Annotated in this window: 16 protein-coding genes and 1 riboswitch; of the genes, 11 read left to right on the top strand and 5 right to left on the bottom strand. The window is 44.0% G+C overall.

All coding sequences use genetic code 11. The annotated features are described in order from the left end of the window. The first annotated feature begins 12 nt into the window (after window positions 1–12). The 3 genes from VQ00_RS09175 (at window position 13) to VQ00_RS09165 (ending at window position 3,074) form a co-directional block, all read left to right on the top strand. On the top strand, window positions 13–1,278 hold the full coding sequence (locus VQ00_RS09175) for an ABC transporter substrate-binding protein (protein ID WP_046179839.1): 1,266 nt from the start codon (window positions 13–15) through the stop codon (window positions 1,276–1,278). A 110-nt stretch (window positions 1,279–1,388) separates the two neighbouring features. Next, window positions 1,389–2,231 carry a carbohydrate ABC transporter permease gene (locus VQ00_RS09170; protein ID WP_172645566.1) on the top strand — a complete coding sequence of 281 codons (843 nt, stop codon included), beginning with the start codon at window positions 1,389–1,391 and terminating at the stop codon, window positions 2,229–2,231. Between the two features lie 15 nt (window positions 2,232–2,246). Continuing rightward, complete coding sequence (locus tag VQ00_RS09165) at window positions 2,247–3,074, top strand: carbohydrate ABC transporter permease (RefSeq protein WP_046179837.1); 828 nt, start codon at window positions 2,247–2,249, stop codon at window positions 3,072–3,074. Window positions 3,075–3,169: 95 nt separating this feature from the next. Here the strand turns inward: VQ00_RS09165 and VQ00_RS09160 are convergent, their stop codons facing one another. Further along, on the bottom strand, window positions 3,170–3,562 hold the full coding sequence (locus VQ00_RS09160) for a VOC family protein (RefSeq protein ID WP_046179836.1): 393 nt from the start codon (window positions 3,560–3,562) through the stop codon (window positions 3,170–3,172). A 142-nt stretch (window positions 3,563–3,704) separates the two neighbouring features. Between VQ00_RS09160 and VQ00_RS09155 the strand changes: the two genes are divergently transcribed. After that, window positions 3,705–4,868, top strand: coding sequence for an MFS transporter (locus tag VQ00_RS09155; protein WP_046179835.1), 1,164 nt, complete (start codon window positions 3,705–3,707; stop codon window positions 4,866–4,868). Between the two features lie 60 nt (window positions 4,869–4,928). Here VQ00_RS09155 and VQ00_RS09150 read toward each other — a convergent pair whose 3' ends face one another. Next, window positions 4,929–5,261 carry an energy-coupled thiamine transporter ThiT gene (locus VQ00_RS09150; RefSeq protein ID WP_156154031.1) on the bottom strand — a complete coding sequence of 111 codons (333 nt, stop codon included), beginning with the start codon at window positions 5,259–5,261 and terminating at the stop codon, window positions 4,929–4,931. Beyond that, a riboswitch (TPP riboswitch) is annotated at window positions 5,244–5,342 on the bottom strand. Its footprint overlaps the gene before it by 18 nt. 156 nt (window positions 5,343–5,498) lie before the next feature. Here VQ00_RS09150 and VQ00_RS09145 point away from each other — a divergent pair. Together VQ00_RS09145 and VQ00_RS18100 are read left to right on the top strand one after the other, a co-directional pair. After that, window positions 5,499–5,792, top strand: coding sequence for an HNH endonuclease (locus tag VQ00_RS09145; protein WP_046179834.1), 294 nt, complete (start codon window positions 5,499–5,501; stop codon window positions 5,790–5,792). 57 nt (window positions 5,793–5,849) lie between these two features. Next, window positions 5,850–6,002: a GyrI-like domain-containing protein gene (locus VQ00_RS18100; protein ID WP_082091519.1), complete on the top strand. Its 153-nt coding sequence runs from the start codon at window positions 5,850–5,852 to the stop codon at window positions 6,000–6,002. Here the strand turns inward: VQ00_RS18100 and VQ00_RS18820 are convergent. After that, window positions 5,960–6,160 (bottom strand): hypothetical protein, encoded by a 201-nt coding sequence (locus VQ00_RS18820; protein ID WP_046179833.1) that lies wholly within the window; start codon window positions 6,158–6,160, stop codon window positions 5,960–5,962. The genes VQ00_RS18100 and VQ00_RS18820 overlap by 43 nt on opposite strands. 259 nt (window positions 6,161–6,419) lie before the next feature. Between VQ00_RS18820 and ltaS the strand changes: the two genes are divergently transcribed. Beyond that, on the top strand, window positions 6,420–8,330 hold the full coding sequence (gene ltaS / locus VQ00_RS09135; protein ID WP_046179832.1) for a lipoteichoic acid synthase: 1,911 nt from the start codon (window positions 6,420–6,422) through the stop codon (window positions 8,328–8,330). Window positions 8,331–8,475: 145 nt separating this feature from the next. Here ltaS and VQ00_RS19370 read toward each other — a convergent pair whose 3' ends face one another. After that, window positions 8,476–8,607 carry a hypothetical protein gene (locus VQ00_RS19370; protein ID WP_281175919.1) on the bottom strand — a complete coding sequence of 44 codons (132 nt, stop codon included), beginning with the start codon at window positions 8,605–8,607 and terminating at the stop codon, window positions 8,476–8,478. 235 nt (window positions 8,608–8,842) lie between these two features. Between VQ00_RS19370 and VQ00_RS09130 the strand changes: the two genes are divergently transcribed. Together VQ00_RS09130 and VQ00_RS09125 are read left to right on the top strand one after the other, a co-directional pair. Next, the gene (locus VQ00_RS09130; protein WP_046179831.1) at window positions 8,843–10,387 is read left to right on the top strand and encodes a histidine kinase N-terminal 7TM domain-containing diguanylate cyclase; all 1,545 of its coding nucleotides are present in this window, start codon (window positions 8,843–8,845) and stop codon (window positions 10,385–10,387) included. 27 nt (window positions 10,388–10,414) lie between these two features. After that, on the top strand, window positions 10,415–10,951 hold the full coding sequence (locus VQ00_RS09125; protein WP_046179830.1) for a hypothetical protein: 537 nt from the start codon (window positions 10,415–10,417) through the stop codon (window positions 10,949–10,951). A gap of 112 nt (window positions 10,952–11,063) precedes the next feature. Here the strand turns inward: VQ00_RS09125 and VQ00_RS09120 are convergent, their stop codons facing one another. Next, the gene (locus VQ00_RS09120) at window positions 11,064–12,332 is read right to left on the bottom strand and encodes a M48 family metallopeptidase (protein ID WP_046179829.1); all 1,269 of its coding nucleotides are present in this window, start codon (window positions 12,330–12,332) and stop codon (window positions 11,064–11,066) included. 329 nt (window positions 12,333–12,661) lie between these two features. On the opposite strand from VQ00_RS09120, the gene VQ00_RS09115 reads away from it, so the two are divergent. Next, a complete protein-coding gene (locus VQ00_RS09115) occupies window positions 12,662–12,847 on the top strand; it encodes a hypothetical protein (RefSeq protein WP_046179828.1) in 186 nt (61 codons plus the stop codon). 24 nt (window positions 12,848–12,871) lie between these two features. Then, on the top strand, window positions 12,872–13,456 hold the full coding sequence (locus VQ00_RS09110) for a PD-(D/E)XK nuclease family protein (protein WP_082091518.1): 585 nt from the start codon (window positions 12,872–12,874) through the stop codon (window positions 13,454–13,456). Window positions 13,457–13,470 lie beyond the last annotated feature (14 nt).

Genomic DNA, 13,470 nt, shown 5'->3' with positions numbered 1-13,470 from the left:
GAGGAACCACACATGAAAAAGAAATGGTTTGCTGGTTTAACAATGTCGACACTTTTAGCAGGAAGCGTATTGGCGGGATGCAGCGGCGATAACGGGGAATCATCTGATCAAGGATCATCAGGCGGAGATGGAGAAAAAGTGACGGTCACATTAGCTGGCTGGGGCGGCAATCCGCAGGAGCAGGAGCTTTTGCAGCAAACATTGGATGACTTTGAAGCGAAAAATCCTGATATTGATGTAAAGCATGAAGTCATTGCGGATCAATACATGGATGTCATGAAAACCCGCCTGATCGGCGGAGAAGGTCCGGATGTCTTTTATCTGGATGCCTTTGAAGCGCCTGCCCTCATTGAAACAGGCGTCCTCGAACCACTTGATGAGTATGTGACGGATGAATTTGATACGGCGGATTTTGAAAAGCCGTTGTTAGAAGCTTTCCAAAAAGATGGCGCCACGTATGGATTCCCGAAAGACTTTTCGACACTTGCGTTATTTTACAATAAACAAATGCTTGCCGATGCCGGCGTAGAAGTGCCGCAAACGTGGGAAGAATTTCGCGCGGCTGCGAAAAAGCTGACGAAAGATGGCGTATACGGTTATGGAGTAGCTCCTGAACTAGCGCGTCAGTATTTCCTCGCGGAATCATCGGGCGGCAGCATCGTGACAGATGACCGTGCTAGCTTTGCTGATTCGAAAGTAGTGGAAGCCATTCAGCCGGTTATTGATATGCATAATGTGGATAAATCCGCTGCGGAACCGAAAGAAGTCGGTGCATCGTGGGGTGCCGAAATGTTTGGTCAAGGAAAAGCAGCGATGGTGATTGAAGGAAACTGGGCGATTCCGTTTATGGAAGAAACATTCCCGGACATTGAGTACGGCACAGCCGAAGTACCGGCCATTAAAGGGGAAAAAGCGACGATGGCCTACACTGTATCGTATGTCATGAATAAAGAATCCCAGCAAAAAGAAGCATCGTGGAAGCTGATTGGGTACTTGACTGGAAAAGAAGGAATGGAGACGTGGACAAGCAAAGGATTCGCTCTTCCAACACGTAAGTCTGTCGCAGAAAAACTTGGCTATGACCAGGATGAATTGCGCGGACCGATCGTGACCGGCGCAAGCTATGCAACGGTATGGGCAAACGGAACAAATCTACCAATTATTACAAATAACTTTAACAATCAATTTGTCAGTGCGTTTTTAGGAGACCAGCCGCTTGATGAGGCGCTAAAAGCAGCGGAAGATCAGGCGAACAGCGAAATTGACGCGAATCAATAAGATTGAGCGGACTGCCTTGGCGGTCCGCTTGATCCTTAAGGAGATGACTCACATTGAAACGGACGATATCGGCGAAGAAATGGCGTGAAATCGGACAAGGTTATTTTTTTATGAGCCCAACGATTTTTGTATTGCTCTTGTTCATTTTAGGACCGATTCTTTACGCGATTTTTTTATCTTTTCATAAAGTAGAGCTGCTTGGCGGAACAAGCTATCAATTTGTTGGGCTCGATAACTATTCACGCGTCTTCGACGATGAACGTGCGAAAATTGCGGTGTGGAACACATTTAAATACGTGATCATCGTCGTACCCACTCAGACATTCCTTGCAATTGTGCTTGCTGCTACGTTAAACGCGGGTTTAAAAGGCGAAAAGTTTTTCCGCATTGTCTACTTTCTTCCGACCTTGACATCCTCCGCTGTGCTCACACTTATTTTCATGTGGATGTACAACAAGGAAGGGCTTGTTAACTTTATGCTCGATACACTTGGTCTTCCGACGTACAATTTTCTCGGTGATCCGCAAGTTGCGCTTGCTGCGATTATGGTCATGAATATTTGGTCGACTGCTCCATTTTTCATGGTCATTTATTTAGCTGCACTTCAAGGTATCCCGGATTCGCTTTATGAGGCGGCAGAGCTTGACGGAGCAGGGCCGATTAAAAAGTTCTGGTACATTACCGTACCGCAGCTTCGGCCGATCACCTCTTTCGTCTTTATTATGGGGTTAATTGGCACCTTTCAGCTGTTTGACCAGTCGTATATTTTCTCGGCAGGTTCCGGTGGGCCGGATAATTCTACACTAACTGTTGTTCTATTAATTTATCAATATGCATTTAAGAGCATGGGAACGATGGGCTATGCAGCGGCACTGGCCTTTTTGCTGGCCATTGTCATTTTAATTGCTACACTGCTGCAGCGGAAATTTTCAAAAGAAGAATCCCTTTATTAAGGAGGAGAGATAAAAATGAAAAAATCGATGTCGATCGGCAAAATGATCCTATATGCGATATTGATTCTATACGCTGTTGTCACGCTCATTCCTTTTTTATGGGCGCTCTCTTCCTCTTTTAAAACATTAGGAGAGATCGTGAACGGGGGCATCAGCTTTATCCCGAAAGAATTTACATTTGACAACTATAAACAGATTTTCATTCGGGAAGAACTGTTTACACGCTGGCTGTTTAACAGCGCCTTCATTGCCGTCGTTGGCACAGCATTGAATCTGATTTTTAATTCAATGGCGGGTTATGCGCTTGCACGGCTGTCCTTTCCGGGGAAAAAGCCGCTGTTCATCATCATTTTGGCTGTTCTCATGATTCCGATGCAAGTCACGCTCGTGCCTAATTACTTGATCTTGAAAGAATTTGGCTGGCTGAACAGCTATCAGGGTATTATTGTGCCGGGCATGATTAATGCGACCTTTATTTTTATGATGCGCCAGTTCTTTATTAACTTCCCGAAAGAAGTGGAGGAAGCAGCGGAAATCGACGGCTTGACCAGAATCGGCTTGTTTTTCCGGATCGTGCTGCCATTGGCGGTTCCAGCGCTGTCCGCTCAAGCGATTTTCGTCTTTATGGGCTTCTGGAATGACTTTATGCGCCCACTTATCATCATGACCAATGCAGAGATGTTTACGCTTCCGGTCGGATTGAATACGTTTAAAGGGCAGTACATCAGCTATTGGAATTACATTATGGCCGCTTCGATGGTCTTTACATTGCCGGTCCTGATTCTCTACGGATTCTTTAACCGCTATTTCATTAAAGGTATTTCTTTTACCGGCGGAAAATAAAGGGATAAGCTGTCTCATTATGAGGCGGCTTTTTTTGTGGTGCGAGTGGACATAAATCCGGCGGGCTTTTTTTATGAGCACGCCGGATTTATGGGTTAAAGAAGGTTTAATTGCCAGGAAACACCGAACCAGTCATTGAACCAGGCGAATTTTTGGCTGAACGGATAGGCGTTAATCGGCATAAGTACGGCCCCGCCAATTGACAGCGCCCCATACAGGCGGTCAATCTCTTCCTCTGTGTCACAAGTAATATACAAAGAAAGAGCAGGAGTAAAGGTGAAATCGTGCTTTATCGGGCTGTCAATGCACATGAATGTCTGACCGTTCAGAGTGAAAATAGCCTGCTGTACTGATCCTTCTTTTCCCACTTCATTTGCGCCGTACCGTGTAATATGCGAAATAGAAGCTCCTTCAAAAATAGACAGATAAAAATTCATTGCTTCTTCCGCGTTGCCTTCAAACATGAAAAAAGGGGTAATGGGCTGCATTGAAAAGGCTCCTTTCGTGATGAAATTCATTTTTTCTATTATAACTGAAATCGGCAATTGACAGGGGTTCGGTCCGGCGATAATCTAAATGGGGTGTTTTAAACATTTTTGTAATATAGCAAATAGAAAGAAGGGAGAATGAATGAAATTCCGATTTTGGATGATTATCGCAGTGGTGGCGGTATCGGGGTTTACGCAAGGGATGCTTATTCCGCTCGTGGCGATTATTTTTGAGCAGGATGGTGTGTCCTCATCGGTGAACGGGCTGCATGCGGCAGCGATGTATGCCGGCATGCTCGTCGCAGCGCCATTTATGGAAGGGCTGCTGAGGAAATTCGGCTATAGGCGGGTGATGATTGCGGGCGGATTCGCAGATGTGGCCTGTCTTGCTCTTTTTGCGGTGTGGAAATCGCTCCTGTTTTGGCTTGTGCTGCGAATTGTAATCGGGATTGGCAACAATATGCTTCATTTCGCTTCCCAAACGTGGCTGACCGCTTTTTCGCCGGAAGACAAGCGTGGGCGCAACATTGCACTTTACGGATTGTCATTTGGGCTCGGCTTTGGCATCGGCCCGGTCATGACGCGCCTGGCTGGTGTGGCTGAACCACTGCCGTTTTTGCTGGCGTCGTTTATGAGCCTGCTTGTTTGGTCCGGATTGTTTTTCCTGAAAAATGATTACCCGGAAGAAGTGGTGGAAAAAACATCATTTATTCATACATTTCATCGGTTCGGCCGCGTTTGGAAATATGGATGGGTGGCGCTTTTGTTCCCATTTGGCTACGGCTTTTTAGAGTCTTCATTGAACGGAAGCTTTCCTGTCTATGCATTGCGGCTCGGTCTGGACGTCAGCGCCTTATCGATTATTTTGCCGGCATTCGCGATCGGCAGCATTGTGTTTCAGCTGCCGCTTGGCATGCTGAGTGACCGGTTTATCCGGAGAAACGTACTGATGACCGTAACGGCTGCCGGTGTCGCCGTCTTTATGCTAGCCGGCTGGCTGGAAGAATCGAAAACCGCTTTATTTGTCTGCTTTTTTATCGCGGGCATGCTCGTCGGATCGATTTTTTCGCTTGGCCTTTCCTACATGGTGGACTTATTGCCGAAAACACTTCTACCAGCGGGAAATATTATGTGCAGCATCTTGTTTAGCATCGGCAGCATTTTTGGACCATTTGTCGGCGGAACGGTTATTCAATACGGGCAGGGATTCAGCTTTTTTTACACAATCAGCATCATGCTGCTTCTGCTTTTTACGGCACTGTTTTTTTCGGGAAAGCAAGCATCAGCTTTTAAACCGTCTTCTTAACAGGAGACGGTTTTTTGAGAACAAAAAAAGACCGGCACAGGACCGGTCTTTCAAAAAACATTATGTTGTTTTAAAAAGCCTTGGGGCTGTTTTCCAAAGCAGAACAAGCACAATGGCACATAAAACAAAGGTTAAAAGTGCCGTTCCGCCGTTGACGATCAATGAATAAAGCGCAGCAGGCATCCCTTCCGGCGCGTATTTGGCAAAATACACCCAACCGGCGATGAAATGCCAGAAGTAGCGGGCGAGACAGCCGAGTAAAACAGCTAATACAATGGAACGCGCCGATAGGGAACGGCTCGCCAATAGTCCCGCTAATCCGACAAATGAAAATGCGATGAAATATTCAATCTTTCTTTGCCGGTACGCTAAGAAAGAGGAAAATATCCACATCCCTGCGCCGGCATGATCCGACAGGTTCCATGGGTCCAGATCGTATCTGTTCTCAGCCTGAAGACTCCCCATGTGGTCTAGTTCATTTTAGCATAAAAGGAACTTAATGGTTGGGGAATTAGCTCTAACAGTCGGCAAAAAGCTAAAATGGTCGAATTTCAGTAGATTCCGACCATCTGCCAAATATTCCGGCGGTCAAAACGATTTTGGTACAATAACAAGAAAAGGAGTGCCTTGATGAAACCATCCACATGTGAATTGTGCGGGCGCTCACCGGTTGAAACTACGGTCCATCATTTGACGCCGCGTGAAGAAGGCGGATCGTACGGCCCAACCGCTAATTTGTGCCGCACGTGCCACAAACAAATTCATGCACTTTATACGAATAAAGAACTGGCTGTGTGCCACGATACGATTGAACGTTTGCGCCATGATGAAAAAATAAGTAAATACATCAAATGGATCCGCAAGCAGCCGGCTGAAACACTGGTGAGGGTGCGAAAGTCGAATGAACGGAAGCGGTCCAAATAAAAAACGAAGACGGTTCCCGCTCAAGGACCGTCTTCGTGTAATGGTTAGTTTGTCGACGTGATCCAAGAGGCATGGAAACAAATTTATGCGGAATGGTTTCCATCGAATGCATATAAACATGCACCAGGTATTCCAGAATTTGAACGGTACCCGGACGAAGACACTTATCAGGAAGAATCATATTCGGAAATTTGGGTTCCGATTGAATAATGAGGAGCAAAAGCGCTCAAACAAGAATGGATTAAAATACCGATCGCGATGGCCAAAAAAAGAAAATGGGCCACCTGCAGCTGTTTTTCATTTTTCGATTTCATAAAAAGAGCGATCCACAAAACCGCCAGCAGATTATTTAATATAAAGGCTGACACTATAAAATCAGCTCCTCTCCTTGTCTTTATTGTGTTAACAAAGAAAAACAATAACAAGCAGCCTGTTAATTTATCTGACAAAAAATAAATTTGGCTGTCCATGATCAGCCTTTTTTTCTTATTTTTCCACGACTGGTCATTTAATACATGGTAAATGAAGGTACTCGACAGATGGAAGCCGCATGATGTATAGTTAATAACTGCGGCTTTTTATAAAAGACGCTGATTTATCATGAACAGTTGGGAGAAGGGATGAAAAATGAATAAATTATTTTCTAAACCGTTGCACTTTTTTGTTTTGGCGGTTATTTTTGTCTGGGTTAAATCATATATCGCCTATCTTACCGAGTTTCAGTTGGGAATTAACAATGTGCTGCAGACGTTTCTCCTGTTCCTTAATCCGCTCAGTTCGGCCATTCTCTTTTTAGGATTCGGTCTGTTTTTAAAAAGGGGAGGCACTTGGATTGTTGCGCTTAGCAGCATCATGACGCTTATTTTATACAGCAATATACTGTACTATCGCTTCTTTAATGATTTTGTTACGCTGCCAACTTTATTTCAAACGAGCAACGCCGGGCATTTGGGTGGGAGCATTGCGGATTTGGCAGAGTGGCATGATGTGATTTATTTTGTGGATCTGATTGTGCTGATGCTGGTCCTTTGGATGAAAAAGCAGAACTTTAAGCAGCACGTACTGCCGAAGAAAAAGGCCGCATCTATTTTAGCGGTCGGAGCCGTTATTTTCGCTGTCAATCTCGGACTGGCCGAAATAGACAGGCCGCAGCTTCTGTCAAGAACATTTGATCGTAGTTATTTGATCAAATATTTGGGCGCTTATAACTATACAGTATATGATGCCGTCCAAACCGTGAACAACGAGAAGCAAAGCGCGTTCGCAAGCAGCGACGACTTAACAAATGTGGAAAACTTCACAAAGTCTCATTACGCAGAACCGAACGAAGAATATTTCGGAAAAGCGGAAGGCATGAATGTCATTAAAATTCACCTTGAGTCATTTCAATCGTTTTTAATTGATTACAAATTAAATGGAGAGGAAGTCACACCGTTTTTAAATTCACTCGCCCATAATGACAATTTTATGTATTTTGATAACTTTTTTCATCAAACCGGGCAAGGGAAGACAGCTGATGCCGAGCTGATGATGGATACCTCCCTGTACGGTCTGCCGCAAGGATCCGCATTTGTGCTGAAAGGGCGCAATACCTATCAGGCGGCGCCAGCGATTTTGAGCCAAAAAGCAGGCTACACGACCGCTGTGTTGCATGGCGATTATAAAACGTTTTGGAACCGAAATGAAATTTACAAACAAATGGGCGTAGATACGTTTTTTGACGCCAGCTACTATAACATGGAAGGAGATCGAAAAGTCAATTACGGCTTAAAAGACAAGCCGTTTTTCGAAGAATCCATGCCGATGCTCGAATCCATGCCGCAGCCGTTTTACACGCATTTGATGACACTGACCAATCATTTTCCTTATGTGATGGATGAAGGAGATGCCTCAATCGCGCCGGCCAATACGGGTGATGGAACCGTGGACCGCTACTTCCAGACAGCGCGTTATATGGATGAAGCACTGGCTTCCTTTTTTGCTGATTTGAAAGAATCGGGTCTTTACGATAATTCTATGATCATGATTTATGGGGATCATTACGGTATTTCTGAAAATCACAATAAAGCAATGGCGCAGATTATGGGAGAAGACATCACAGAGTTTAAAAATGCACAGCTGCAGCGTGTTCCGCTGTTTATCCACGTGCCTGGCGTCAAAGGCGGCGTTCAGCACCAATATGGCGGAGAAATTGATGTACTGCCAACAATGCTGCATTTACTCGGGATCGACAATAAAGAGTTTATCCAATTTGGCACCGACTTATTATCGCCAAAACACGATGAAGTCGTCGCATTCCGCAACGGTGATTATGTATCGCCGAAATACACGTCAATTGACGGAACGTATTACGATACGCAAACCGGCGAAGAAGTAGAGCCGACAGCCGAGATGGAGGCTTTTAAAAAGAAAGTGGCAGCGGAATTATCTTTCTCGGATCAAGTATTGTACGGTGACCTCCTGCGCTTTCATGACGTGAAAGGCATGAAACCGGTCGATCCTTCTCAATATACGTACGGCAAAGAGGAGACCGAGTAAAAAAACCGAAAGACGGACCCGTCAGGCGACCCGTTTTTCGGTTTTTTTCGGTATACATGAAGTCAGAAGAGCAGCTGAATAAGATAGCGAAAAGCCGTTATTCCTTTTTATAAGGGATATGCGGCTTTTTTACTTCTATCATTCGTCAATTGCTAAACACATTTATCTGAATATCATTGGAAAGTTCTTCTTTGACCCACTGAATATCATCCTGTGTGGCTGCTTTTCTTTCTGCTTTTTGCTGTACGTCCAGAAGAGCCTCATCTATTTTATTCAATTTTTCCACCGTCATTTTTTGTGCTTTTCTTAAGAAAAAGGGGACTTTTGTATTTTTAAATTCTTCGATTGCAAGACGGACGCTGGCGATTTCAGTTACAATCTTTTGCTGGTCATTTTCGGATAGCTCCGGGGTACCTGGAAAGAGAACAGAAAAAGATAATCTATAAAAACAAGTATAAGATGATATATTAATAGATACTAATATACTTTTTTTTCTAAGTGAGGAGACGGAAATGCCACATCATATACTGACGTACATACTTGCCTTGATTACAGGTGCCTCAGTAAGTTCTTTTTTAGGAGTCTACGCCTTTATAAAAATTAGAAACGCGCCCGGCGGGAAATATTTTTGCGCGGCTGCTTTCCTGGCCGCTTTTTTCGCCGTGGCTTATGCGTTTGAACTAACGTCTGTATCACTTGAGAGTATTATGTTCTGGGTGGCTGTTGAATATTTGGCCATTCCATTTCTGCCGGTCGCTGTTTTGATGATGTGCATCGATTATGCCGGCCGGAAACTGAAAAAGTGGATGTACGGCGTCCTGTTTGTTCTCCCGGTTACAACCGTTATCGTGCATTATACAAACCCCTACCATCATTTATATTACACAGCCGTCGGTATGCGCAGTGATACTTTACACCCGGTTGTGAAGCTTGAAGGCGGACCGTGGTTTTGGGTTCATTCTTTTTTTCTTTATTTTTGCATGTTGGCCAGCGTGTTTATCCTGCTTTTGCAGCTAAAAAAGGTTTCTTTTCGTTTCCAGATGCAAATTTGCTTGATGGTCATTGGCCTGTTAATCCCGGTCGGTGCGAGCCTTTTTTATCTTAACGGCTGGAGCGGCGGCGTTGACTTAGGACCCGTGTCCATATGTGTATCGTTTTTATTCCAAGGCGTGGCGCTGCTTTGGTTTCAAATGTTTGATGTTGTCCCGATTGCCCGGGAAACGGTATTTGAAAGTTTGGAAGAAGGGGTCATCGTATTGAACAAAAACGACGCGGTCGTCGATTACAACCGAGCAATGAAAATGGTGCTGCCTTTCTTAACAGTTCATACAATTGGTAAGCCGCTAAAAGAAGTGATCGGTCACAATGAGCAGTTGGGAAATATTATCTGCAACGGACAGGAATGCGACTATCAGCTGATCCAAAGTGGAGGCACACTTCATTTTCATATTCGTTTCGCTGTCCTGCAGAGCAAAAAAAGTGAATCGATCGGCAAAATCATTACATTTATTAATGTAACCGAGCGGGTGCAGATGGAGGAAAAACTGCATAAACTCGCGAGCATGGACGGCTTAACTGGTGTGCTTAACCGTACGTTCTTTTTAGAACGCGCGGAAGCAGCCTGCCGGCAAGTAAAAGAAAAAGGCGGCAGCGTATCGATGATTATGTTTGATATCGATCATTTTAAACGGGTGAATGACACGTTTGGCCATGAAGCAGGGGACCTTGTCCTCGAGAATATAGCCTGTACCGTCCAGAAGAAAATGCGGCCCAATGATTTGCTTGCCCGTTATGGCGGGGAGGAATTTATTATTTTTCTCCCGCATGCTTCTTTATTTGAAGCACATGAGCGGGCGGAGGAGATCCGTACGGCCATTGCTGACATGATCACCATTGCAGGGGGAGAGCCTTTGAATGTTACGTCGAGTTTCGGCCTCTCCCATACACAGGTCGAAGCCGATGGCACAGATTCCCCGATTCAAACGCTGATGAGAGAAGCAGACCAGGCACTGTATGCCGCTAAACGAAACGGCCGGAACTGCGTGCAGGCGCTTTAATAAAGGAAAGGAAAGGAGAGAGAAGAAATGATCCAGGAGAATGATGTACCTGAAGGAATGATTCGATTAAGTCGTGATGATTTTTATGGCTGCTTGGATGAAAAGCAAGATGAAAGCTGTTTAGATCAGATGTGTGGACCTCTTTCTCAAATCCAGAAGCGGCTGCGCGAGGAAGGGATGAGGGAGGCTGAACCCGCTTCTTCACTTTCGGTATCCATCGTACAAATGTATAAATTCCAGGGATTTGATGAGGAAGAAGAATTATATGTCATGCTTCATCAAAGCAAACTGGTCGTTGGATTCGGCACTTATTACTGGGATGGACCCAGTAAACCAGTAAAAGCTGTCCAAACAACAAGAGAAAAAAAGCGGACAGAGTGGGAAAAAGAAGACTGTGACAGCCAATCCCAATGGCTGCTCGATGCGCTGGTTGAAGCAAAAGAGACACGCTTAAATCAGTTTAAAATCTGTCAATTCTGCGGAAAACCAACACCGTCTGAACATCGGTTTGACGAGCATACATGCCATGGCTGTGCATCTATGCATTATGGAGTAGTCTACTAAACTGGCTGAAGCATGAAAGGCACATGAATAACTAAAACCTGTTGTGCCTATCCGCAATGCGGGCCACAGCAGGTCGGTTGCTCCCTGGGGAGATTTATGCAGTATTACATTTTCAATCGGTTTTGTCAGAATTGCTTACGTCGTATTTGTCGAGAAAATCAATCCGTTCCGTCATGCGTGGATGTGATCCCATAATGAAATGAATAATTGCCGGTTCATAGCCGGTTGATTTTACATTTTTCGTTAGTTTTTGGAAAGCGGTAATGGCTGCTTCTCTATCTGCTGTCACCTCAATTGCATAGCGGTCTGCCTCCACTTCATAAAGGCGGCTTTGAAATTGGCCGATTGGTGAAGCCAGGAAGGAAATGATGCTGAACGAGATCATAAGAAGCGGCAGGACCGCGATATCATGCTGATCCTTAATTCCCCATCGATGCCCCCACTTTTTGCGCATCCAATTAAACAAACAGAAGGTCGCGAATGCGGTAAAGAAACCAACGATAACTTGCAATACCAGTCCTTTGTAAATATGGTCCATTTTGTAATGGGCAATCTCGTGCGCCATAACAAATTTGATTTCATCGACGGTCAGCTCGTTAATCGCCGTATCACCGAGCACAATCTGCATATTGCTTCCGAAGCCATTGACAAATGCATTAATAGTGTTTGTTTGCTTCGACATATTCATTTCCAAAATTTTCGCATCTGAAATGCCGGCTTCATCGGCCAATTGTTGAATTTCGGCTTTGGCTTTTTCATTTTCAAGCGGTTTATAGTCATTGAACAATGGAGCAATAAATACTGGCGCAATGAACATCAGAAGGATGGTCAATGGCAGTGACGCCGCCCAAGCGGCAAGCCACCATTTTTTTGGGAATTTTTTTATCGCGAAAAAAAGCAGCCAGATAAGCAGAATGCCCATAACAAGGTCTAAGCCAAAGCCGATGCCCATATCGCCAAGCCACGAAGCGGACGATTGATTTGAAAGGCCATAGTCGCGCGACAGCTTATAAAAAAAGAATTCAAGCGGCAAATACAATAGCGTGAGGGCCGTACTGAAAAAGAAATAATAATAGCTGACCTGCCAAAACGATTTGCGGAAGCGCCCAGTGGCCCGGTTGCGCAATTTAACCGAGATCATCATGAAAAACAGCACTAATATCACATCAAGCGGAGTTTGCAAAAAGAACCTAAAATAATGGATTAAATCTAAATGGTGGGCTTCCTCTATTTCCTTTTCCGTCATAAACTGTTTTGGATCTGCACTCGTTCCGGCATATTCTGCCGGAACATAGCCTGGCTCAAGATTCAGTAAATAAACACTGATGCCTGCCGCATAGAAAAGATAAAAAATGAGAAAGCCAAGTAAAAATTTTTTCAATAAGCTCTTCCTTTCAGCATTAAAATAAATAACAACCTATAACAATTTGATGATCAGGATAAAAATACCGAGTCTTTATGCCTTCATCGCTTTAAATAATCCATTACGCCCAGTCAAGGGTTTATATCATGCGCCCTTCATTATATTCGGCCGCTTTCACTTTAGATGTCACCAGTAAAGAACGTTCAAAAAATAATCGCTCTACCCGACTTGTTTTCATAAAATTAAATAGGAGAAAGTGGTAATATAACAGCAGATCAAAAGACTTATAACTTTTTATTAATAAAGAAAATAAAATTGATTCTATTAAGAAAAGAGAGATGTCTATCATGTCTTCTGCATTTAACCGAATCTATCGTTTATTAAAACAAACGGAGAGAGCCGCGCTTGAAGATTATTTAACGGAAATTGTTGCTCCTATTTTTGAACAGGATGAGATACTTGCCCGCTTTTTGGAACGGTTTGCAGGATTAAAGATTTCTCGCTTATCTCATATAAAAGTACATACGCAGTGAACGTATCACAAGCTTGAATACCACCTGAGTGACAGCCGTCCGGACTTAGTTATCACATTTAACCATGGAAGTGCAAGCCATGTTGTATTTATTGAGAACAAGCTTGGAAGCGGTGAAGGCTACTTGCAGTTAGAGCGTTATCGGGATCATTTAACACTCCATAAATTAAGCGGCTTTGCTGTCCATCTTTTTTATATCACACAATATTACGATCCTAAAAATATGGACAGTGTGAAAGATCATTTTCAGCAGCTGCAATGGTTTGAAGTGTTTCATTGGCTTCAAGAAGAATACCGGGAAGATTTGTACTGCAAACAAATTTTAAAGTACATGGAGGAAATCGGATTGGATAAAACAAGAACATTTTTGCCGCAGGATATTTATGCGGTTCAAAACTTATGGAAAACTCTTTCGATGCTGGATGAATATTTGGATGGAAAAACGGCACATTGCTTTACCAATTTGTTCGGCAAGCCGAAGCAATTGGGCACGCGGGTGACTCAGCTTCGCTACTGGAACCGCTATGTGATACACAATGACCAAAGTGACTGGAAATTTGTCGGCTGCGGTTTTTGGATGGAACACGAAAATTATCCGGAAGCTTTTTAATGAAAATGTCATCC

The sequence above is a fragment of the Domibacillus tundrae genome (assembly GCF_000970675.1).
Taxonomy (GTDB): domain Bacteria; phylum Bacillota; class Bacilli; order Bacillales; family Domibacillaceae; genus Domibacillus; species Domibacillus tundrae.
The sequence above is the reverse complement of the archived record's forward strand: the minus strand, read 5'-3'. Positions and strand labels throughout refer to the sequence as shown.

Coding starts and splice junctions, on each gene's coding strand:
- VQ00_RS09145 (WP_046179834.1), top strand. CDS start 5,499: ATGAAACCATCCACATGTGAATTGTGCGGGCGCTCACCGGTTGAAACT.
- VQ00_RS09130 (WP_046179831.1), top strand. CDS start 8,843: ATGCCACATCATATACTGACGTACATACTTGCCTTGATTACAGGTGCC.
- VQ00_RS09170 (WP_172645566.1), top strand. CDS start 1,389: ATGAGCCCAACGATTTTTGTATTGCTCTTGTTCATTTTAGGACCGATT.
- ltaS (WP_046179832.1), top strand. CDS start 6,420: ATGAATAAATTATTTTCTAAACCGTTGCACTTTTTTGTTTTGGCGGTT.
- VQ00_RS09165 (WP_046179837.1), top strand. CDS start 2,247: ATGAAAAAATCGATGTCGATCGGCAAAATGATCCTATATGCGATATTG.
- VQ00_RS09150 (WP_156154031.1), bottom strand. CDS start 5,261: ATGTGGATATTTTCCTCTTTCTTAGCGTACCGGCAAAGAAAGATTGAA.
- VQ00_RS09175 (WP_046179839.1), top strand. CDS start 13: ATGAAAAAGAAATGGTTTGCTGGTTTAACAATGTCGACACTTTTAGCA.
- VQ00_RS09155 (WP_046179835.1), top strand. CDS start 3,705: ATGAAATTCCGATTTTGGATGATTATCGCAGTGGTGGCGGTATCGGGG.
- VQ00_RS09115 (WP_046179828.1), top strand. CDS start 12,662: ATGTCTTCTGCATTTAACCGAATCTATCGTTTATTAAAACAAACGGAG.
- VQ00_RS09160 (WP_046179836.1), bottom strand. CDS start 3,562: ATGCAGCCCATTACCCCTTTTTTCATGTTTGAAGGCAACGCGGAAGAA.
- VQ00_RS09125 (WP_046179830.1), top strand. CDS start 10,415: ATGATCCAGGAGAATGATGTACCTGAAGGAATGATTCGATTAAGTCGT.